Here is a 21,145-nt window from a genome sequence, read left to right on the forward strand (position 1 = left end):
TGTTGTTCCTTTAAATTAGGTTCCACACAGTCGCCTAGCTCATCATGCGCCCCATATACGCGACATCGGCATCGATTCCTTGCCCAGCTCGGCCCAAATATACCGCAGCAGCAGCTCAGATTTGAGAGCAGCGTATTCCGGATCGTTCCACAGGTTCCGAATTTCACCCGGATCTTCTTGCAGATCAAAAATCTCACCGTAGGTTTGATTATAATACACGGTGATTTTGTATCGCTCGCCAACATACGTTTTCTGATGAATGGTCGTTGGCTCATGGCGGAATTCGCAGATGGCGTGGTCGCGTGCCATGCTGGCTTTGCCGGTCCATACCCGGCTTTGGTCAACTCCCGTCATATGGTGAGGAACAGGAATTCCTGCCATGGACAGGAAGGTAGGCGCCAAATCGACGAGCGATTGGATGGCCGGCGATGTTCGACCCGCAGGCACATGTCCGGGATATCGAACGATAAACGGAAGCTTGATAAGATCCTCATAATGAAAGCCGCCCTTATACTGCAGGCCGTGCTGCCCGAAGAAGTGCCCATGATCGGTGGTAAACACCACGATGGTGTTGTCGGCAAGGCCGAGTTCATCCAGCCGATCCAGGATACGGCCTATATATTTATCCATACAGCTGATCATGCCGTAGTAGGTTGCAACCAATTGCTTGCGCTCACTTTCAGGCAGCTTCGTATGCGAATGATACCCGTGAATACCAAATCCGCTTTCACGCAAATGGGAAAAATCAGGCTCCACCTCTTGCGTTAATCCGAAATGCGGCGGATTCCGGTCATGCTCGCCAGGTGTAACGGCAGGGATCGTCAACTGATTCGGATCGTACATCGTATCCCAAGGGGCCGGAACGAGATAATCCGGATGAGGGTCAAAAAAACTGGACCACAAAAAGAAGTTCTCCTCTGAATTTTTGTACTGCTCCAGCAGCGCGTTCGTTCTTTCAGCGATCCAAGTGTTGTAATGGTATTCCTCCGGGATAGCCCAATGATGCAGTTGGGAGGGATCCATCGTTCCTGTTGGAGCAAGGAAATAATCTCTCCAGTTCGTACATCCTTTTTCCTCCATCCAAATCGCATAATGTTGACCGACAAGGAACTCATTCGTATGATTGCGAGCTAGCTCTACATGATCAAAGCCATAGAAATTTTGGTCGAATGTTCGCCAGAATTCAAGATCCTGCAGAAGCGGGACAGACTCAAGAGAAGAATAGGCTTCGGTTGCCCGCAAGGGCTGGAAATGAGCCTTGCCAACTAAAGCGGTACGGTAAGAGGCTCCTTGGAAATCTTCGCCGACCGTATGGCGGTCCTCGAAAAGCTTGGTCCCAAGTGTCCAAGCCCCATGCTGGCTGGGGTACATGCCGGTGATGATGGAAGCGCGAGTAGGTGTGCAAGTCGGATTCGGGCAATACGCACGGGTAAACGTTGTGCCCTCCTGCACCAAACGATCCAGATTGGGAGTGGAGAGTTCAGAATTAAAGGCACCCAGGGTGTCCCAATGTTGTTGATCACTTGTAATCAAAAGTATATTAGGTCTTTTCAAAGTGTCTTCTCCTTTCTAATATGTAGATAAGAGTGATTGATTTAAGTATAAGATTGATGGGGATATAACTAAATATCAATATGTTTTGCACTTGTCATTATGTTGTATTCATTATTTGGCTATATAGGAGGAGCAAGAAGCCATGCAAGAATATGCGTTAGAATATGCGGATTATTGGTATTCTCTGCCACACCCATTACAAACGGCGGGAGGCTGTTGGATTGTGAGGGCGGGACGGAATGAGGCAAAGCCCAATTATATGGTAGGTCCCAAAGTGATTAACCAGACCAGCATCCATTGGATACTGCAGGGGAAGGTGAGGGTTGCCACCAACAATCGGACAGTTGAGCTTGTGAAAGGTGATTTGTTCTGCATGTTTCCTAAACAAACGTATACGTACGAAACGATTCATGAGTCAGACGAGAAACCGCTCAAAATGGCGTGGCTGGCGATGGAAGGCAATCAGCTTCCTTACCTTACAGCACAATTAGGTCTCACAACAGAGATATTTTGGTTGCAGCAAGTTATCAACACGGAAGTAGGAGACGCTTTGCGGAATGTTCTCGAAGCGGTCAGCCAACCAGAAAAAGACGTTATTCAAGAGCAAAGCTTACTGTACAATTTGTTTTGGAAAATGAACAGCGCCTCCACACGTTTAGTACGGGCAAGAAAGGCAGACTGGCTTGATGATGTGAAGGAGTATCTGGATTTGCACGCGACAGAACATATTCGAATTGAAGATGCTGCGCGTTTAGTTGGCGTTCATCGTTCCCATCTATTCGCCTCCTTTCGCCGTAAATACGGCATCTCGCCGCAGCAATATTTACAGAAGATCAGACTCACGAAAGGGGCAAGCTTGCTGAAAGAAACAGCATTATCCGTAACAGAGATCGCACTATCGCTCGGCTATCCGGAGCTGTATTCATTTACCCGGTCGTTTACCAAATATTTTGGCGTTTCGCCTAGTGCATACAGAGGCACTTCCAAAAGAATAATTTGAATTGCTTCGTAGAAGCTCAATTTGAAATAGGCAAAATAAAAGCTGCCATCGCGGATATAAGCGGTTGGCAGCCTTTGTTAGGTTAGACGGCGAAAAGCACTGGGCGACAAACCGAATTTCCTTTTAAACAGCTTGGAAAAGTGAAATTCATCGTAAAATTGCAAATAGGCAGCGATTTCTTTGACGGATAAGCTTGTTGTCTCCAGCGATACCTTGGCCGATTCCAGTTTTAGATTCAACATATATTCGGTGGGAGACAGGCCAGTCAGTGAACGGAAGCGAGAGAAAAAAGTCGTCCGTGACATGCCGCTTTGGTCGATAAGTTCATCAACCCGGATGACTTTGTCCAAATTTCGGTGGATGTAGATCATAATTTTATTAAGCTCTGTATGGCGGGCGGGAAGGGCCGCAGAATGCTCCTTGGCGAAGAGCAGCATCACTTCCTGTAGAATGATATTGGTAGAATACGCGTATCCAAATGGCTCAGCAATTAATAGATCGATGATCCGTTCACAGTGTTGAATGGCATCAGCTGCTTTCCCCGTCGAAACCACCTTCTGGACGGGAAGATGTAGAGCGTGCACGGCATCCATAGAGTTGAAATCAAGGAAATAAAATTTCCAGTCATTGCCTTGGCATCTGTACGTAGCAGCTATCCCATCCCGAACGAAAAAATAAGTGCCTGCGTGCAATTCATAATGCTGCTCATCTTGCGTAAGAATGCCCTTCCCTTCGTAGGTGATAAACAGGCCGGGAACCTCAAAACCTTTTCCTTTCGTTATCTGGTAGGAATCGTTAGCCTGCACTTTCCAGATGGAAATAAAGGAAGCAAGAGGGATTGGCGTACTTCCTAAACCATACGGGATATTCATAAAGGACATGAAACAACGTCTCCTTGCGAATTGTTCTAATGTACATTTGAAGTGGTGGATAATAGCAAAAATGCTTGATTTATTTGTACAATTATACATGAAATTATGCCGTCAATCCATGGATGGAAATACATATTTCCTCTACACTTAAATCAGATACAACAAGTAGAGGAGTGTATGGACAATGATGGTGAAGGTAGGAAATCGCGAATTAGAGCTGAATGGCGAGCAATTGACGGAGCTTAGAAGCTCCAATGATATTTTGCATGACAAGCCGGCGCTGCGAGAGCGGATGGAAGAAGACGGCTATTTATTAATCCGCGGATTTCATGAGAGAGATAAAGTGTTGGCTGCTCGAACGAGCATTTTGGAGAAAATGGCACAAATGGGCAAGCTGGATCGCGACACGCAGTTGGAAGATGGAGTTATGGCCGACGGCAGCAAAAGCATTTTCATGGGAGGCACGAATGAAGAACTGCCCGCCCTGCTGGATGTATTAAATGGCGAGCATATCATGAGCTTTTTCGACGAATTTATTGGGGAACAATCGCTTACCTATCACTACAAATGGCTGCGTGCGGTAGGCAAAGGGGATTTTACTGGAGCGCACTACGATATTGTGTATATGGGCAGAGGAACAAAAAATGTCTACACCGTATGGTCGCCGCTTGGAGACGTTTCGTATGAAATGGGAGGATTGGCTATATGCCTGGGTTCTCACCGTTTCGAAAAATTGAAAGCATCTTACGGCTCCAAGGATTCAGACCGCGATGGCATCGGCCACTACACCGATGATCCGCTAGTTATTACGGAGAAGTTTGGCGGTAAATGGGCAACCACCGAGTTTCAAGCTGGGGATGTGCTGATTTTCGGGATGTTTTTGATGCACTGTTCCCTTGAAAATACGACGAACCAATATCGAATTAGTGTTGATGCGAGATATCAATCGGCCAGTGAGCAGGTTGACGAGAGATGGAGCGGCAAAAAGCCGAAGGGCCATTTTAAATAGAAGAAGAGGCTGTCTCCGAGTCAGAAATGACTAAGGAGATAGCCTCTTTTTTTATTGGAATTGGATAACGATGGAGTCCATGATCGGTTCATATCCAATTTGCCTATAGACATAATTCGATGTTGGGTTGCTTTGATCTGCGTATAAGCTTGTTGTTTGGTACCCGCTATTCAGCAGCCGTTGCGTATAGTCTGATACACAATCGGAGGCGTAGCCTTTTTTTCTTTGATTGCTGGGCGTATATACGTAGGAAATGGTAATATTGTGCCTAGTAGGGCGAGTGGCCGTAGCCATGGAAACCAACTCTCCATTCACTTCCCATGCCACTAAATTTCCTTTATTAATCAGAAATGTGGCTTTGCTGGAAGCGTCTTCCAGACTAAGAGGTTGATTCGTTTCCTGGCAGAATTGATAGACCCACTCTTTGATAACAGGATGGTCGCTAGCGATTACTCGCCGAAGTTTTCCGTTTGTTTGTAAGGTATTTTTAACTTTTTCAAGTTTGTAAATGATTTGTTCCATGTGGACATTGGCACGGGTCCCCTGATCTTGTGAAACATACCTAGCAAGTTCGGTGGTTAGTTTCTTTTCGCCAATTAAACCCAGGATGGGTTGAACGGTCTGCACCAACTTTTCTCCAAGTTCCTGTATGTCCTGAGAAGATAGTGCCGTGGGTTTGGATAAAATAATTTGTTTGGGTTGTGTTTGGAGCAAAACCAATCCTATGTCATGATTTTTCCATACAGCAGCCATGAAAAGAGGAGTTGTATCTTGTTCGACCAGAGATTGCAAAACACCTAGCAATAAATTGTTGGCGGCTTCATCTTGTTCCAAGAAAGAGCTCACCTCTTTTTGAAATGCGGTCACACTCTCATACTTGTCAAAACGTATCAACGGCACCATCCCCCTTCGAAATAACAGCGATTATGAATAAAAGGTTAATACATCATAAGTTCCCACATATACTCAAGTAACATTTTGTAAAAAGCTGCTCGTTATTACCTAACCGAAGGTGAGGCTGTCGCTATGCAAAAGAGGTTGGAATCTGATGCGGATCTGTTCATCGCAGCTTTATCGCAAACACCGGTCTCTGTGCTGCAGACGGATGCTGAAGGAGTTTACTGTGAAGTAGACCGCGGAATTATTGAAAAGTTCACCAACAAATCCGTCCGCTTAAGCACGATCATGGATGAAATTGCTTATTACTACCGTGACGACGGGACTATATTTCGGGTGGAAACGAACTAAAAGTGTAGATATCTTGCGAATAATTTAATGTTAGGCGAAAGAATCTACAATATCAATAGGTAAATGGGAGAGTGACCATACAGTGGGTAAATGGAAAGCGGGAACGATCGGCTTCGTTTGTGGCGCCTTATTCTTCTCAGGGCTTACTTACGCGGCGACGGATTCGGTCGGCATAGACGTTTATTTTCGGAAATTGCAGTATTATTTCGATGGTGAAAACAAGCAGCCGCCGAAGGATTTACAAGGGTTTATTTACAAAGATACCACGTACGTACCACTAAGATTTTTGTCTGAATCGCTGGGGAAACCGGTAAGTTGGGATGATGCAACAAGCTCTATCTATGTTGGGGACAAGCCGGCTCAGAATCCAACGTCAGGATCGGGGGCATTGCAAGTATTTCCAAAGGATAACCCGTGGAATACCGATATTTCCAGCTACCCTGTCCATCAGAAGTCGGCGCAGTACCTCTCCTCAATAGGCCTCAATACAAGTCTGCATGCGGATTTCGGGACGATGTGGGAAGGCGCGCCAATTGGCATTCCTTACACGATCGTAGGCGGTGATCAGCCGAAAGTCAATGTGACGTTCACCGACTATGGCGATGAGAGCGATCCCGGTCCCTATCCGATCCCGCCGAATGCGCCAATCGAGGGCGGACCTAACAGCGACGGCGACCGTCATGTTATCGTAGTTGATAAAGACAATCAATATTTGTATGAATTATACAATGCTCACCCGACTGCGGACGGTTGGCAAGCTTCGAACGGTGCCAAATGGGACATGAAATCCAATGCCTTACGGACAAAATACTGGACTTCCGCTGATGCAGCCGGTCTGCCGATTTTCCCAGGCCTCGTCCGGTATGATGAAGCTTCTACCGGTGAAATTAACCATGCACTGCGGTTCACCGTCCGCAAAACACAAAAGGGCTTCATCGCCCCTGCCACTCACTATGCTTCAAGCAGTACGGACCCTAATCTTCCTCCTATGGGATTAAGATTGCGGCTGCGGGCCGATTTTGACATTTCCGGCTACTCGAAGGCGAATCAAGCCATCCTTCGTGCGATGAAGAAATATGGCATGATCGTCGCGGACAACGGCAGCGATCTCTATGTCAGCGGAGCGCCTGATCCGAAATGGGATGACGATGACTTAAGCAAGCTGAGCAAGCTCAAAGGCAGCGATTTTGAGGTTGTGGACACCGGTCCGATTGAAAAATAGAAGTCTAGCGGAACCAACAATAAAAAACAGCTGTCCAAAGTACCCTTTGAACGGCTGTTTTTTTGTTCTCGATTATTTCAGGACCTTCATCATCGCGGAGATCATGCCAAAATGATTGGCTTCATGCATGATACTGAAGTTGATTAGCTGTTCAATTGTTGCAGCTTTCATCATATTCTCCTTGACTGCAACGTCCAGCTTATCACCCAAGGATTCACGGATTTGGGCAGGCTGTTCCTTCAGCTGCGCGATGATCACATCCCACGCAGGCGGTTCTTCTTGCCAATCCGCAGGTTTTGTGCCATTGCCAAAAAAGGAGATATAGTTCGCCGGCACTAACGAAGGTTGTTCGGAAAGCGCGAAGATGAGGCGATCCGTTACCGCAAGTACGTGACCGATTTGCCAATGAATGCTGTTGTTAAACCCAGGCGGCACGACATTTCTTTTGTCCTCAGGACATCCTTCTACTAATTGCAGTAATCGATTACGGTATCTGTCCAATGCTCCGAATAAAAAGGTATCTCTCATTCTTATCCATCCTCCTGATATTATGAAATGAAACGTGATCGGCTTCTATTGTACCACTCGCAGCAGCTTCCTGACATATTCCTTCGGCGTGCAGCCATTATAACGTTTGAACAGCTCATAAAAATGAGCCATATTCTCGATCCCAACAGCAGCGGCAATATCGGTGACAATATCGGTTTTGGTAATGAGCAGCTGCTCGGCTTTTCGAATCCGCTGCCGGTTAACATAGTCCGTGAAGGAGACGCCAACGCATTTTTTGAAAAATTTAGAGAAGTACGTATAGCTCATTCCTGCGCTCCGGCTAACGTCTTCCATGTCGATTTTTTCCCCCAGATGGGCTTCGACATAATCGAGAATAGGCCTCATAACGGTCGCGTCCACAAAGCCGAAAGGCTGCAGCAGCTCACGCCGGTCATGGCGCAGCAGCGTTAGCAGCAAATGTTTGATGTGCATGCTCATAGCAATTTCATAGCCTTTGGTTTTGTCCATCATTTCGGCATGAATGTTGACGATAATGCGTCCGATTTCGTGCTTGGCGCGCTCATTTTCAAGAAACATATAGTTCAGATCCTCGAGCGGTCGCACCATTTCCGAAAAATGCCGGTAATACATCATCATCGCAGGATCAAAATAGGGCTGCAGATCGACGTGGAGCACGATGTAGACGAGAGGTTCGTCTTCCGGCTTATGACTGTGATGAAGCTGGTTAGATCCGATAAGGACGACTTCTCCCGGTGAGAGGTGATAACGATTGTCCGGCGTACGAATATCCAGCTTGCCTTCTTGCACGATAATCAGTTCTACCTCTTTATGATAATGCCACTGCTGCGCAACCTGTCGACTTTTTGGATTTGTGTTGGTGAACTGCCAAACCTTCATGCATAGGCGTTCATTCTGATAATAAATGGGTTCTTTGAACGTTTCCATAAGTAATACCACCTAATCATCACTGCAAATTTGGATATAAACAAGACAAACCTTGTCATTTTTGAAAAGCTGTCAAATCGGTATGATTGCTTTAATTAGTATACAACAATTGAAAGGGCGAGTGAGAGATGAAAGTAGCAGTAGTCGGCTGTGGTGGTATGGGTCAGTGGCATGCGAAGAGTTATGCGAAGATGCCCGGTGTAGAGTTGGTTGGCGTATGTGATGTTCAGCTGGAGTCTGCGGTAGAAGCTGCCAATAAAGTAGGGACGGCAGCGTTCAGTTCATTTGAAGAGATGCTTGCGGCGGTCTCGTTTGACGTGGTTAGCGTCGCAGTACCAACCTTTGTACATAAAGAAGTTGTGCTTCAAGCCGCAAGAGCGGGGAAGCATGTTATTTGTGAGAAACCGGTTGCGCTTAATCTGGAAGATGCGCAAGAGATGATTTCCTGCTGCGAGGAAAATGGGGTTCGCTTATTCATTGGTCATGTCGTGCGGTTTTTCCCTGAATATGCGCAGATGAAGCAGCAAATTGATGCAGGCCAAATCGGCAGAGTTGGTGTTGCAAATGCCCGGCGCGTGGGAAGTCATCCGGGAGAAGCCAGACCTTGGTTTCTGGATGCTGACAAAAGCGGAGGCGTGATCGTCGATTTGATGGTGCATGACATCGATTTCATGCGTTGGACACTCGGTGAGGTCAAATCGGTTTACGGGATGAACAAATGTGAGGGAACGATGGATTATGCGCTTGTTACGCTAGTTTTTGAAAGCGGCGCAGTGGCTAATCTGGAAGCCTTCTGGGGATACCCGGGCTCCTTCCGCTATGCGGCGGAGTTTGCAGGCTCCGAGGGACTTGTCCGCACGGATAGTACGAGCGCACAATCTTTGCAAATACGCAAGGCAGCACCTCCAGAGAGCGGGGGGAAAGCGGTTGAAATTCCGCAAAGTCCGAACTTCTTTGATCCGTATTACATCGAGCTTGAACATTTTCTGAGTTGTATCCGCGACGGCAGCGATCCGATCGTAACCGCTCAAGATGCATGCGAAGCATTAAGAATCGCCAAAGCTGCGCTTGACTCGATTCAAACCGGCAAAGTCGTGCTGCTGTAAAAGAGCCAAAACATTCAGGGAGGGACTTATCATGGATTTATTGAAAATTGGCATGATTAGCTTCGCGCATGGTCATGCATTCAGTTATTTTAATAGCTTGCTAGAGCTGCCTGAGGTCAAAATCGTTGGGATTGCCGATGAAGTGAAAAGTCGGGTTGAAGGTCTCGCCCAGCGCCACGAAGTGCCGTATTATGCAGATTACCGCGACTTGCTCGCACAAGATGTGGATGCTGTGGTGATTTGCTCGGAGAACGTCCACCATGCCAAGCTTGTGATCGATGCCGCGAATGCGAAGAAGCATGTGCTCTGCGAGAAGCCACTTGGTACGACAAAGGAAGAGATGGAGCAAATGATTGCTGCCTGCAAGCAAAAAGGCGTGCAGCTTATGACAGCATTCCCATGCCGCTACCTGGCGGCTGTCGTGCGGGCGAAAGAAGCTATCGAGCGCGGTGAGATTGGTGACATCGTCGCGATTAAAGGGACGAATCACGGAGGGAACCCCGGCGGATGGTTCATCGACAAAAGCTTGTCGGGGGGCGGGGCTGTTCTTGACCACACCGTGCATGTGATGGACTTGATGAACTGGTTCCTCCAGTCCGAAGTGAAGGAAGTGTACGCTTATGCGGCTACGCTTTTCAGAGAAGAGCTGGAAGTGGAAGATGCGGGCATGCTGCACATTAAGTTCGAGAACGGCGTCTTCGCGGTGCTGGATACAAGCTGGTCGCGTCCCAAATCGTTCCCGACCTGGGGAGACGTGACGATGGAGATCGTCGGCACACAGGGAGTCATCACCGTGGATGGCTTTGCGCAGAAGAACGACTTGTTCAGCAATGCAGCAGGTAAAGGGCAATACACCTTCTGGGGAGACAACATGGATGCGTTTATGATCCGTGACTTCGTCAAGGCGCTGCGCCAAGGCGAGCAGGTTCCGGTCACGGGCGAGGATGGATTGAAAGCGGCGCAAGTGGCGCTTGCCGCTTATGAGTCTGTTAAGCTTGGTCAGCCTGTCGGGGTGTAGGAGAAGAGAATATTCCTGGTGAATGGATAAGAGGCTACCCAATAGCTGGGTAGCCGATTCCACATCACCTTATACTCAATCAACTTTAACAAACTTTACGGCATCTGCCCTAACCGTTTGATTGCCCCGGGTGATCTTCACATAATTGGATTGCCCTGGCGTCATCGTATAAGTGCCAAGCAGCTTCCAGCTTGAAGTCCCGGTGGAATAATTCTCATACACTGTATTGGTCGTACCGTTATGAACGATCTCTACCTTTGTATTAGTATCAGAGTTGCTATTAATCGGCTTATAGATAAAAACTTCATAAGTTCCGCCTACGGTTATGGGAGCAGTCCATTTCGCTGAGGCACCGCTACTGGTGCTGTACCTGGTCTTACTTCCATTATAGCCGGGCGCACTGCTTTCTACCCATGACCCGCTTACTTCACTGTAGTTGGCTTCTCCATTATCCACTACCCAGGTTTCTCCACCTGTGTCTAATACCATGCTCCACAGTTGACTGTCGTTCCCAGCGTATGGCGATTGAATGATTTCCGCACCGTCTGCTAGGGAACCGCCTTTAACGGCAGCAGCCATGCCGCTGTTCGTATTGATAATCTTATAATAACCATTGCCGGCATTGGCAATCTGCCACCCTTGACTGGTCATTCCATGGTATAAAGATTGAACAACATCGGCACCACTCGTGATCGCACTTCCTGCAACATCAACCGCCATACCGCTGCTCTTGTTTACTAGGCTGTAATCGTTGCCGTTATAGATAATCTGCCACCGCTTGCTTTCTCCGCCTAAATTCCCTAACTGTATGGCCTTTGCACCAATTTCACTCGAACTATTGGCAATATCCAATAGTTTTCCGCTCTTCTTATTGATAATTTTATAATTGACTGCAGGGTCAAACGATTGATTTGAAGCTACAAACTTGACAGCATCTGCCCTGAGAGAGTTATTGCCTCTGGTGATTTGTACATAGTTGGATTGCCCCGGTGTCATCGAATACGTACCAAGATGCTTCCAGCCTGGAGTGCCGGTGGAATAATCCTCATAGACGGTACTGGTAACACCGTTATGAACCACATCGACCTTCGTATTGGTATCGGAGGTGCTATGAATGACCTTATTGATATAGACATCATACGTTCTGGCTACGGTAATTGGAGCGGTCCATTTCGCCGAAGCACCTTCGCGGGCGTACCTGGTCATGCTTCCATTGTAACCGGTCAAGCTACTGTCTAACCATGAACCGCTTATTTCGCTGTAATTGGGGTCTCCGTTATCCACGATCAAGGGTACCGTATCCTCAACCTGAATCAAGCCTGCGTCATCTCCATAGGACAGACCTGCGCTTAAAGAACTTTTCCATATATAAACCTTTGCGCTTGTTTGGCTTGCGCCTGTTTTAAACTGCACCTTCTGTCTTGTCCAGTTTGGAGAATTGCCATATACGGATTTATAAATAGTTAGATCGCCATAGTCCTTAACACCGATCTCTACTGTCTCCCCCAAAGGTACCCTGGCCCAAGCAGAATATTCGTAGGTTGTATTGGGCTGGAGACCGGTTATCAACTGTTCTACCCCATTCTGACCGCTGCCAAACTGTACACTTCCATAACCTGATCTTGTTTCTCCATTATCGATGTGAATGGGGTCATAGGTTGCACGATAAAAAGCTGTTGTTGGCGCACCGGTTTTTGCCCATGACTCAAGGCCTGCGTCAAAGAAGGCATTTTTAAGCAAATTTGTGTGTTGTGGCGTTGTCAGCGCATAGACAGGATTGGGTGGATTAGCCAAGTTTTGTCCTGCCGGAGGATAGAGGTTCTGGTCATATCCTACCGTTTTATTGTCATACCGTTTGGCATCTCCATCTATCTCAAAGCCCTCAGTTGCAACATTATTGTAGATCCGGGTTCCATATCCATCATTATTAAATGCAGTGCCAAAAGTATGTTTAATTTTCCCATCCACCATATTGTCGTAGATTTGCACAAAATTTCCTGGCTGGCTCGATTTAATTCCGGCGAAATCCATATTCCAGACCGTATTGTGATGGATAATAAAATTATGGCTGTGCTGGTCTAAATATATGCCATGATCTGTTGTAGCCAGAAGGTCATGGATGCGGTTATACCTGATCTCTGTCTTTTCGCCATCTTCTTTGGTAACGTAAATTCCGCCGCAATCCGTGCCTAATAATCCATTTAGGCTGAGGTCGTTATACTCGATAATAGACGCATCAATGTCTTCTAACTGCATGAGATCCCGGGCTGCATTGTATAGCGTATTGTAGCTTATCAAATGTCTTTTGCCCTTTATGAACATGTTTGCATTGTAAGTAACCATATAGTTGGCTTCATGTGCGAGATTGTTGATAATCTTATTGTCCGAACCGGCAACGATGATAAGGTTTCCGGAGCTATAAGCAAGTTTGGAATCCCTCAAGGTATTGTTGCTGCCACCCACATAAATCCCCGTGTCGTCCTTCTCATAGGCCTTTTGAAGATTCATCCTGTGGGATATATATTTGGCGTCTATTCCTTTCACGATATTATTGGAAGAATTGTCCGCCATTCTGATTGTGCCTCCGAAGGTGTTTAGGCCTTCGATATTGACATAGGAGACACCAGTGAGGTCAATGCAAAAATTCCTTTTTTTGATTTCCACATTCAAGGTAGATGGGTTTACGCCTCCAGGCGCCCACAAATACATGGTTTGGGTACTGCTGTCATAAAACCATTCCCTTTCAGTATCAAGCTCGCTGAATAAATTGAATACAAAGAATTCCCTACTCGCTAATGGACCCGTATAACGGCCATCGGAAGACGAAAACGGTGCTAGTGTAAGCTGATTCCCGCTTGAAGCAGCAATCGTAGTCGTTTGGGCTGTCCACGTCCCCCTAATCCAAATGAATCCCCCCTTCCAGTAATCGGCAGGCTTATTAAGGCCTGAATATGTGACTGTCAAGTCAGCACCGCTCTCCATCTTTGCCCTGCCCGGATTGAAGATGTTGGTATCCGTCCAGTTGGGGTACTGGGCTACGTGCATCATCTCGCCATTAACGAACACCTGGTTCTCCATGCCGAGATTCCAATTCATCGGTGCTTTGTATATGTTGCCGGAATGAAGTGTCCACCCAGTAACCTTTTCAGCGGCGCTTAGCGTTACCGTCTCGCCGGCATAAGCCTTATAGGTGATTGGGTTTCCGGCTGTGCCCGATTTGGTAGGCTGAATGACTTCCCTGTATGTACCTCCTCTGATGATACACGTATCGCCTGCAACCATGACACTTGCAGCCTTTGCGATGGACTTGAACGGACTGCTTAATGTACCGGCATTGCTGTCGTTGCCGGTTGTGGCTACGTAGTAGGTGTTTCCTGCTGCCTGCGTCGCCATAGGCATTCCAAAAACAGTGCCATACAATAAAAGTAACACCACCATTACACCTGAAATTCCTCTTTTTAACATTAAACTTCACTCCTTCGTATTTGATTTTTGATGTATCTTTAAGGAATATAGGTAAACACACCGCTGCTATCCAAAATAAATGGAAAAACCGACGTTCCATATCTTATAGTTCCTTTATCGTTTGGAGCCCCCTTTATGACAGCTTTCGTGAGGTTCCCGCTAGTCCAGTCCATATCAACCGTGAAATTTCCTCTGGCTTTGAGTCCTTTCACGCTGCCATTCGGCCAATTTGACGGCATTGCCGGTAAAAGATGGATTTGTTTAGCGTAAGTGCTTTGAAGGAGCATTTCAGCAATACCCGAGGTAAAGCCGAAATTACCGTCAATCTGGAAAGGAGGATGAGTGTCAAATAAATTTTTATTTATCCTATTTTTAAGCTGCAGGTTTAGAAGTGAATAGGCACGTTGTCCATCCAGAAGGTTAGCCCAAGCGTTTATCTTCCACGCCATACTCCAGCCAGTGCTTAAATCCCCGCGTCTATTGAGGGATACTTTAGCTGCATCTGCTAATGCCGGAGTTGAAAGCGGTGAAATCGTATTGCCGGGGAACAGGCCGTACAACTGGGAAATATGCCTGTGGGTTGGATCTGTCTCTACAAAATCACCCTGATTCCACTCCCTGATTTGCCCCAAGCTGCCAATTTGCGGCTGCGGTATTTTAGCAACAGCGGTTTGAAGCTGAGATCTAAACGTGTCATCCACACCAAGGATCGTACTTGCCGTTATGGTATTATTGAAAAGTTCTTCAATGATCCGGTGGTCCGCCTCCGTACCTGCAGATATCTGATAGGAAGCACCGTTATATTTAAATGAATTCTCAGGAGATGTTGTAGGCGTTGAGATTAAGAAGTTGCCCTGTGGAGTAAGGAAATTAAGATAAAATTGTGCTGCTTCCTTCAAAATCGGATATCCTTTGGTTGCTAGGTAGTTGGTATCCCTAGTGAAGCTGTAATATTCCCATACATCTTGGGCTAGCCATCCGGAACCACCCATGAATAGTCCGCTATCAGCAGGCTTGTAAGGCATTGTGAAGCCCCAAACGTCTGTCTTCTTTGCTGCAAACCAGCCTGCCTGGATATTAAAATAATTTTTGGCCGTTTCTCTGCCACTGGGTCTCAAACTGTCAATTAGATCGATCATTGGCATATGGGTTTCGGTCAGATTGGTAACCTGTGATGGCCAGTAATTCATGTTAAAGTTGATATTGAAACAATACATGCTACCCCATGACGGCGTATTGCTGTTGTTCCATATTCCCTGAAGGTTGGCAGGCTGGCCGCCTTGTCTGGAACTGCTGATCAAAAGGTAACGTCCGTACTGGAATAACAAACTCTCCAGCCCTGGATCCGCGGAACCGTTCTTATAATTGGTCAAACGTGTGTCGGTAGGGACGGCGTCCATATTGGTCCCCTTAAAATCAAGGCTGACCCTGTCGAAAAGATTTTTATAATCCGAGGTATGTGTTGACTTGAGCTGTTCATAGGTCTTGTTTCCGGCGTTATATACGGCACTTGTTACATCCGCCGCATAATCCGTATTTCCGGCATAATTGAGCCAATTATTGGTATATGTGGTATAAGTGGACATGAATATTGTAACGCTGTCCGCATTGGTCACACTCGCAACATTGGAGGCTATGGACTGGGAACCGCCACTCGGCAGTACCTTGATCCTGGTCTGAAAGCTAAGCGCGCCCGTATTGTTTTTCCCATCGACAATTAACGTATTGTTTCCGCTTGAAGACTGTACGATATTATATTGGGGACTATCCATGGACACCTGGGTTGTAATGGACTGCGGGGCACTGCTGGTGAGCCTTATGACCATCACATTGTCGGGATAGCTGGAAAAATACTCCCTGGTGAAAGTTTTACCGTCCTTTTCATACGAAACCTTGGCAATTCCAGTATTAAGGTTCAATTCACGGACATAATTGCTTATACCTGATTCATGTCCTGCAAATGTCAGATTGATATCGCCAAGGTTCTGGTATTCTCCAAAATCCTCGGGCCCATAATTAGGCGTATTACCAAGCCAATTATTAAAATGAGTCTTTGCAGAAGCAAAATCATTGTTGTTCAGGGCCGTTTTTATCTGTGAAAATTCGGTGTAGTTGGCTGGTGTAGTCTGTACCTTTTTCCCGCTAAATATGGTTGCTTCATTAATCTGGACTCTGTCAACGCCGGTGCCTCCGAAAACCATTCCTCCAAGCTTGCCGTTACCGATCGGGAGTGCTTCGGTTTCCCAGTTAGCAGCTGGTGCAGAGTACCATAGACGCTGTGATTGGCGTTGGTTCACCAGCCGTATAGCGTCCAAGCCGAGCGTATACCCTAAACTGCTGGCATTCTTGCCGGTCACAGTAAATCTGAATGTTTTATTTCCAGCAGAGGCAAAGTTGACTGTACCATGGTTAACTTCCGTATATAGTGCAGTACTTGAATAAAGATCCACTGCACCGCCCTGGTTGACTTCGCCGATGGATAACTGGTAAATACCTCTTGAGTCCACTTTTTTGTTTTTTACATATACGGTGTACGGACCTGGAACCGGAACATTCACCGTGTATTCGACGTAAGCTCCGACGGTAGATGTTGAAAGCATATGCCAGGCGCCGGCACTGCTGTTCGAATCCGGATAATTTGCCAACGTACCGCCTACTGCCGAACTGGCAGCGCTTTCGCATTCATAGATAGTTTCTGCCGACGTTTCGGAAGCGCTTGCATAACTTCCATCAAAAAAAGATGCAAGTAATAGGAAGATAAGCAAAACCATACTATTCTTTTTCCTTCTGATAAGTACTATAAAAATTCCTCCTCTCAATTTATGACTACATTTTTTATGCTAGCATGCTTTCCTTCGAATCATAATGGCGTTTTCTAAGCAATTGTAGTGAGATTCTATGTTCTTAATCCTAGCAAAAGATTGGAACCTCTCAAGCTGATTCCTGTTCGACAGGAGTCAGCTTGTTTGGCTAAGAAGATCGAAGGAAAACACATATTCAGCTTAGTTTATTCCATTCATACAGTCTAAGGGCACAATTATACTTAGCGTATGAAGGGAGAGAGGAGTAGAACCTATGAATTTGAAAGAGAAGTCGAGGGAAAATGTGGCCGGGTATTTATTTATCCTCCCGAATCTGCTTGGTTTCAGTTTTTTTATTTTGTTTCCTTTGCTGTTTAGTATGATTCTGGTTTTCACGGATTGGAACTATTTGCAAGGAGTAAAGGGGCTTGTGTTTGTCGGATTGGATAACATCGTGAGGCTAATTCACGATGAGAACGTATTCCTCTCTTTGAAGCATAACGTCGTTTTTTCCGTCATCACGGTGTCAGCTTCGATAGCGATCGGACTCGCACTAGCTGCCATTCTGAACAATTATGTTTATTTAAAAACATGGATCCGTACGCTTATTTTTCTTCCTTATATGAGCAGTTTGGTGGCTATCTCCGTTGTATGGCGGGTGTTGTTCAATAGCTCGGAAGGACCGATTAATGCGTTGTTGAGAGCGGTCGGCATTTCAAATCCGCCTGGCTGGCTCGCGAGTCCGGATTACGCATTAATTGCCATTATGATCATGACCATCTGGACTTACGTTGGATATGCGATGATTTTGTATATGGCCGGCCTTCAGGGGATATCCAGGGAACTGTACGAAGCGGCCTCGATCGACGGTGCAACACCGTTCAATCAATTTACGGCTATTACCATACAGATGCTGAAGCCAACTACATTCTTGATAGCAATTACCTTAATTAATTCCTCGCTTCAAGTTTTTGCAGCCGTTCAGGTCATGACGAATGGCGGGCCGCTTCAATCAACGATGGTGATGTCGCTTTACATTTACTCGCAAGCATTCGAGTTGAACCAAATGAGTTATTCCGCAACGGTTTCCTGGCTATTGTTTTCGGTTATTTTCCTGGTCACGCTCGTACAGTGGAGAACTCAAAAAAAATGGCAGGACCAGTACTAGGAGGCTATTCATATGCTCAGTCTGTCTCAAAAAAATACGCTTCTTAGAAGTGTTCTAACGGTATTGTTATTATCGATCGGGATTCTCATGGTCCTCCCGTTTCTCTGGATGGCGTCAGCGTCGTTTAAGAACCAAGCTGATATTTTCGAGTTTCCGATTCGGTGGATTCCGAAAGCATTCGACTGGTCGAACTACCAAGAAGTTTGGTTGGGTAAAGTTCCTTATTATGTCTTCTATATAAATTCCATCAAAATTACATTTTTGCAGGTGCTAGGCTCGCTAGTAACCAGTTCATTAGCCGGATTTGCTTTCGCAAGGTTGAGATTCCAATTCAGAGATTCGATTTTCCTGATTTATTTGGCAACGATGATCGTTCCGCCGCAAGTGCTGTTTGTTCCCAGATTTATACTATTTGACTATTTGAATCTTGTGAATACGCATGAGGCGATCATTCTTCCCGGCATGTTTACCGTTTTGGGAACCTTCCTGATGCGGCAGTTTTTCAGCACATTGCCTACAGAGTTGTTCGAGGCCAGCAAGATCGACGGCGCCGGTTATTGGAGAATGTATTGGCAAATTTCGCTCCCGCTCGTTAAGCCGGCTTTGGTCACGTTATTGATCTTGACTTTTACCTGGCATTGGAATGAATACGAGAATCCGCTTATTTTGCTTAGAGACCGAGACCTGTTTACGATACCGTTAGGTTTGCTTAGCTATACAGATGGTGAAAACAGCACAAACTATCCGCTCATTATGGCGGCATCGGTTCTTGCTCTCGCGCCTCTCGTGATCATCGTCTGCCTGTGCCAACGATGGTTTGTCGAAGGCATTGCGAATACGGGGTTAAAAGGCTAGCCTTATTTATAAATATTCAGCCAACTCAAAAAAGAAATAACAAGGAGACATGCGCAATGAAAATCAAGAAGGAAAGCTATCAAGTCGTTGTTTGCGGGGGAGGTTTGGCCGGTTTTTGCGCTGCCGTTGCGGCGGCCCGTCAGGGAGCCAAAACGGTGCTCATTCATGACCGCCCGGTCTTCGGTGGCAATGCGTCTTCCGAAATTCGGGTAACCCCGCACGGAGCCGCTGCGTTCCATGCTTATGGCAGGGAAACCGGTATTATCTCTGAATTGTTAATTGAAGAGAGAGCCCGCAATCACGAGCATATCGGTGAAAATGGCCGGACTAACAGCGTTTCGGATATGGTGATGTACGATATGGCGGTTAGAACGAATCATCTGACTTTTTACCTGAACACCTCTGTGCTGCATGTGGAAAAGTCAGACGATAGAACGATTAAGTCCATCAAGGCAAACGTCGCTAATGCGGAAACAGAGCTCCATATCGAAGGCGACATCTTCATTGACTGTACGGGTGATGCTATCGTTGCCGACAAGGCAGGCTGCGAATGGCGCTGGGGCAGCGAAAGCTTCGATGAGTTCCGGGAGCCGCATGCGCCGGCTGAGGAAAGCAGCGATACGATGGGCAATTCGATTCATTTCCGTGCCGTTGATATGGGACGTCCCGTTCCGTTCGAAGCGCCGGAGTGGGCGGTTAAGCATGAGAATCCGGATTATTTCTACAAGCAAGGAAGACATTTTTATGATCTGGAATCCGGCTTCTGGTGGATTGAAATCGGCGTCCCTTGGAATACGATTTATGACAATGAGACGATCCGTCATGAGCTTACCCGGCACACGTTAGGGATTTGGGATTGGATGAAGAATATAGATCCTGACATTAAACAAAAGGCTGCCAATTATGCTTTGGATTGGATTGGTCAAGTACCGGCCAAACGGGAAAGCCGCAGAGTTATCGGCCAGTATTTCATGACCGAGCATGATCCGGCCAATAATACGATATTCCCGGATGAAGTCGCATATGGCGGCTGGTTTATTGATCTTCATACGCCGGGAGGATTGCTTGCTCCTACTGCTGAACCTGCAAGCGCAGAAGGGTACCCTGAAACATCGGAGTATGCCCGCAAGAGCTACTGTGGTCCTTATGGCATTCCGTTTCGGATGCTGGTGGCGAAAGATGTCGATAATCTGATGATGGCCGGACGTAATGTCAGCGTAACGCATGCGGCACTAGGAACGGTTCGTGTAATGGCTACGACCGCTTTGATGGGACAAGCGGTCGGCGTAGGAGCGGCAATTGCACTTGAGAAACAAATCGCCGTCCCCGATATTTATAAGGATGCGATTCGTGATGTTCAGCAAACGTTGCTGCGGGACGGCTGCTTCCTGCCCAATATCCGAAATGAAGATAAATCCGATTTAGCTCGACTGGCCCAGGTATCGGCAAGCAGTTCAGCGCTTGTTTACGGAGCGGGACCGGAAACGGAAGACAGAACCTATGGACTACGCAATGAGAAAGAGAAGACAAGACGCGCGAATCTTGCTGAACCGCTGACTCACCGAAGAGGCCAATGGATTGCCATAGGTTCGGGAAATATGGATTTACTTTCCGTGTGTTTGTCCAATTCGACGAAAGAGGAGCAAACGGTAAAGGCCTACTTAGTTGAAGTTAACCATATTTGGGACTATCGAACCGAGCCGGGTCAGCCGCTTGCCGAAGCAGACCTGACTGTGCCAGCGAACTCCCAATGCGTATGGGTGGATTGGCCGCTTCAATTGGCACACATTCGGAAAAAAGGCTATGTCCGGTTGGATTTGGATATAAACCCTAACGTAGAATGGCATTCAGCCAGTACAGTGATTCCTGGACATACCGCTGCTTACGATATGGGCGAAGGCAGAATGCGACGTTATATGCAAGACGGGGGAACGTTGAGCTTTAAAGTTTCTCCTCCGCAGGAGGCATATCCTCCCGGGCAAGTCATCAGTGGTGTTACCCGCCCTCACCAATCGACGAATATATGGCGCTCGGATCCGAATCAACCGCTCGCTCAATGGCTTGCGTTGAAGTGGGAAAGCCCGCAAACGATATCGGAAGTCCATTTGACTTTCCCTGGGCATCTGCTAAGAGAACTCCATAATTATGCGCCATTATATCGAGATCCGCAGTGTCCTAAACAGTACGATGTGCAGGCGTTAATTAACGATGTATGGGTGACGGTAGCCAGAAAAGAAGGAAACTATCAACGGTTGCAGAAACATGTCCTTGATCAGCCTGTTAGAACAAGCCAGATTCGTATTGTCGTGGAAGCTACGAATGGCGATGCTTCTGCTGCGATTTACGAAGTGCGTTGTTATGCTTAGCATGTT

Annotated in this window: 16 protein-coding genes; 9 read left to right on the plus strand and 7 right to left on the minus strand. The window is 46.8% G+C overall.

Annotation, left to right across the window (positions count from 1 at the left end; all coding sequences use genetic code 11):
• Positions 1-42: 42 nt before the first annotated feature.
• A complete protein-coding gene (locus PCH02S_RS01350) occupies positions 43-1,554 on the minus strand; it encodes a sulfatase family protein (protein ID WP_127449296.1) in 1,512 nt (503 codons plus the stop codon).
• 142 nt (positions 1,555-1,696) lie between these two features.
• Between PCH02S_RS01350 and PCH02S_RS01355 the strand changes: the two genes are divergently transcribed.
• Entirely contained in the window at positions 1,697-2,554 is an 858-nt protein-coding gene (locus PCH02S_RS01355; RefSeq protein ID WP_127449297.1) for an AraC family transcriptional regulator, read from the plus strand.
• Positions 2,555-2,631: 77 nt separating this feature from the next.
• On the opposite strand, the gene PCH02S_RS01360 is transcribed toward PCH02S_RS01355, so the two are convergent.
• Complete coding sequence (locus PCH02S_RS01360; RefSeq protein ID WP_164819383.1) at positions 2,632-3,435, minus strand: AraC family transcriptional regulator; 804 nt, start codon at positions 3,433-3,435, stop codon at positions 2,632-2,634.
• A gap of 175 nt (positions 3,436-3,610) precedes the next feature.
• On the opposite strand from PCH02S_RS01360, the gene PCH02S_RS01365 reads away from it, so the two are divergent.
• Positions 3,611-4,435, plus strand: coding sequence for a phytanoyl-CoA dioxygenase family protein (locus tag PCH02S_RS01365; RefSeq protein ID WP_127449300.1), 825 nt, complete (start codon positions 3,611-3,613; stop codon positions 4,433-4,435).
• Positions 4,436-4,486: 51 nt separating this feature from the next.
• Here PCH02S_RS01365 and PCH02S_RS01370 read toward each other — a convergent pair whose 3' ends face one another.
• Positions 4,487-5,329, minus strand: coding sequence for a GNAT family N-acetyltransferase (locus PCH02S_RS01370; RefSeq protein WP_164819384.1), 843 nt, complete (start codon positions 5,327-5,329; stop codon positions 4,487-4,489).
• 132 nt (positions 5,330-5,461) lie between these two features.
• Here PCH02S_RS01370 and PCH02S_RS01375 point away from each other — a divergent pair, with 132 nt between their 5' ends.
• On the plus strand, positions 5,462-5,683 hold the full coding sequence (locus PCH02S_RS01375) for a hypothetical protein (protein WP_127449303.1): 222 nt from the start codon (positions 5,462-5,464) through the stop codon (positions 5,681-5,683).
• Positions 5,684-5,765: 82 nt separating this feature from the next.
• Complete coding sequence (locus tag PCH02S_RS01380; RefSeq protein ID WP_174806714.1) at positions 5,766-6,905, plus strand: copper amine oxidase N-terminal domain-containing protein; 1,140 nt, start codon at positions 5,766-5,768, stop codon at positions 6,903-6,905.
• A gap of 72 nt (positions 6,906-6,977) precedes the next feature.
• Here PCH02S_RS01380 and PCH02S_RS01385 read toward each other — a convergent pair whose 3' ends face one another.
• The gene (locus PCH02S_RS01385; protein ID WP_127449305.1) at positions 6,978-7,433 is read right to left on the minus strand and encodes a DinB family protein; all 456 of its coding nucleotides are present in this window, start codon (positions 7,431-7,433) and stop codon (positions 6,978-6,980) included.
• Between the two features lie 45 nt (positions 7,434-7,478).
• The gene (locus PCH02S_RS01390) at positions 7,479-8,360 is read right to left on the minus strand and encodes an AraC family transcriptional regulator (RefSeq protein ID WP_127449306.1); all 882 of its coding nucleotides are present in this window, start codon (positions 8,358-8,360) and stop codon (positions 7,479-7,481) included.
• A gap of 128 nt (positions 8,361-8,488) precedes the next feature.
• Between PCH02S_RS01390 and PCH02S_RS01395 the strand changes: the two genes are divergently transcribed.
• Both PCH02S_RS01395 and PCH02S_RS01400 read left to right on the plus strand, forming a co-directional pair.
• Positions 8,489-9,466: a Gfo/Idh/MocA family protein gene (locus tag PCH02S_RS01395; protein ID WP_127449307.1), complete on the plus strand. Its 978-nt coding sequence runs from the start codon at positions 8,489-8,491 to the stop codon at positions 9,464-9,466.
• A 31-nt stretch (positions 9,467-9,497) separates the two neighbouring features.
• The gene (locus PCH02S_RS01400) at positions 9,498-10,484 is read left to right on the plus strand and encodes a Gfo/Idh/MocA family protein (protein WP_127449309.1); all 987 of its coding nucleotides are present in this window, start codon (positions 9,498-9,500) and stop codon (positions 10,482-10,484) included.
• A 75-nt stretch (positions 10,485-10,559) separates the two neighbouring features.
• On the opposite strand, the gene PCH02S_RS01405 is transcribed toward PCH02S_RS01400, so the two are convergent.
• Together PCH02S_RS01405 and PCH02S_RS01410 are read right to left on the minus strand one after the other, a co-directional pair.
• On the minus strand, positions 10,560-13,949 hold the full coding sequence (locus PCH02S_RS01405; RefSeq protein ID WP_127449311.1) for a golvesin C-terminal-like domain-containing protein: 3,390 nt from the start codon (positions 13,947-13,949) through the stop codon (positions 10,560-10,562).
• A gap of 38 nt (positions 13,950-13,987) precedes the next feature.
• Positions 13,988-16,720: a glycosyl hydrolase family 95 catalytic domain-containing protein gene (locus PCH02S_RS01410; RefSeq protein ID WP_127449313.1), complete on the minus strand. Its 2,733-nt coding sequence runs from the start codon at positions 16,718-16,720 to the stop codon at positions 13,988-13,990.
• Positions 16,721-17,024: 304 nt separating this feature from the next.
• Here PCH02S_RS01410 and PCH02S_RS01415 point away from each other — a divergent pair, with 304 nt between their 5' ends.
• From PCH02S_RS01415 to PCH02S_RS01425, 3 genes are read left to right on the plus strand one after another with little or no spacing between them, the layout of a single operon-like run.
• Positions 17,025-17,918: a carbohydrate ABC transporter permease gene (locus tag PCH02S_RS01415; RefSeq protein WP_127449315.1), complete on the plus strand. Its 894-nt coding sequence runs from the start codon at positions 17,025-17,027 to the stop codon at positions 17,916-17,918.
• Between the two features lie 12 nt (positions 17,919-17,930).
• The gene (locus PCH02S_RS01420; protein ID WP_246068901.1) at positions 17,931-18,773 is read left to right on the plus strand and encodes a carbohydrate ABC transporter permease; all 843 of its coding nucleotides are present in this window, start codon (positions 17,931-17,933) and stop codon (positions 18,771-18,773) included.
• Positions 18,774-18,829: 56 nt separating this feature from the next.
• Positions 18,830-21,139, plus strand: coding sequence for an FAD-dependent oxidoreductase (locus PCH02S_RS01425; protein ID WP_127449317.1), 2,310 nt, complete (start codon positions 18,830-18,832; stop codon positions 21,137-21,139).
• Positions 21,140-21,145: the final 6 nt, after the last annotated feature.

This window comes from Paenibacillus chondroitinus NBRC 15376, assembly GCF_004000765.1.
GTDB lineage: Bacteria > Bacillota > Bacilli > Paenibacillales > NBRC-103111 > Paenibacillus_E > Paenibacillus_E chondroitinus.

Bases quoted from the DNA above. Each gene is read 5' to 3' on its own strand.
- PCH02S_RS01390 (WP_127449306.1), bottom strand. From the start codon at position 8,360: ATGGAAACGTTCAAAGAACCCATTTATTATCAGAATGAACGCCTATGC.
- PCH02S_RS01355 (WP_127449297.1), top strand. From the start codon at position 1,697: ATGCAAGAATATGCGTTAGAATATGCGGATTATTGGTATTCTCTGCCA.
- PCH02S_RS01385 (WP_127449305.1), bottom strand. From the start codon at position 7,433: ATGAGAGATACCTTTTTATTCGGAGCATTGGACAGATACCGTAATCGA.
- PCH02S_RS01420 (WP_246068901.1), top strand. From the start codon at position 17,931: ATGCTCAGTCTGTCTCAAAAAAATACGCTTCTTAGAAGTGTTCTAACG.
- PCH02S_RS01415 (WP_127449315.1), top strand. From the start codon at position 17,025: ATGAATTTGAAAGAGAAGTCGAGGGAAAATGTGGCCGGGTATTTATTT.
- PCH02S_RS01360 (WP_164819383.1), bottom strand. From the start codon at position 3,435: ATGTCCTTTATGAATATCCCGTATGGTTTAGGAAGTACGCCAATCCCT.
- PCH02S_RS01425 (WP_127449317.1), top strand. From the start codon at position 18,830: ATGAAAATCAAGAAGGAAAGCTATCAAGTCGTTGTTTGCGGGGGAGGT.
- PCH02S_RS01400 (WP_127449309.1), top strand. From the start codon at position 9,498: ATGGATTTATTGAAAATTGGCATGATTAGCTTCGCGCATGGTCATGCA.
- PCH02S_RS01410 (WP_127449313.1), bottom strand. From the start codon at position 16,720: ATGGTTTTGCTTATCTTCCTATTACTTGCATCTTTTTTTGATGGAAGT.
- PCH02S_RS01405 (WP_127449311.1), bottom strand. From the start codon at position 13,949: ATGTTAAAAAGAGGAATTTCAGGTGTAATGGTGGTGTTACTTTTATTG.
- PCH02S_RS01365 (WP_127449300.1), top strand. From the start codon at position 3,611: ATGATGGTGAAGGTAGGAAATCGCGAATTAGAGCTGAATGGCGAGCAA.
- PCH02S_RS01375 (WP_127449303.1), top strand. From the start codon at position 5,462: ATGCAAAAGAGGTTGGAATCTGATGCGGATCTGTTCATCGCAGCTTTA.
- PCH02S_RS01395 (WP_127449307.1), top strand. From the start codon at position 8,489: ATGAAAGTAGCAGTAGTCGGCTGTGGTGGTATGGGTCAGTGGCATGCG.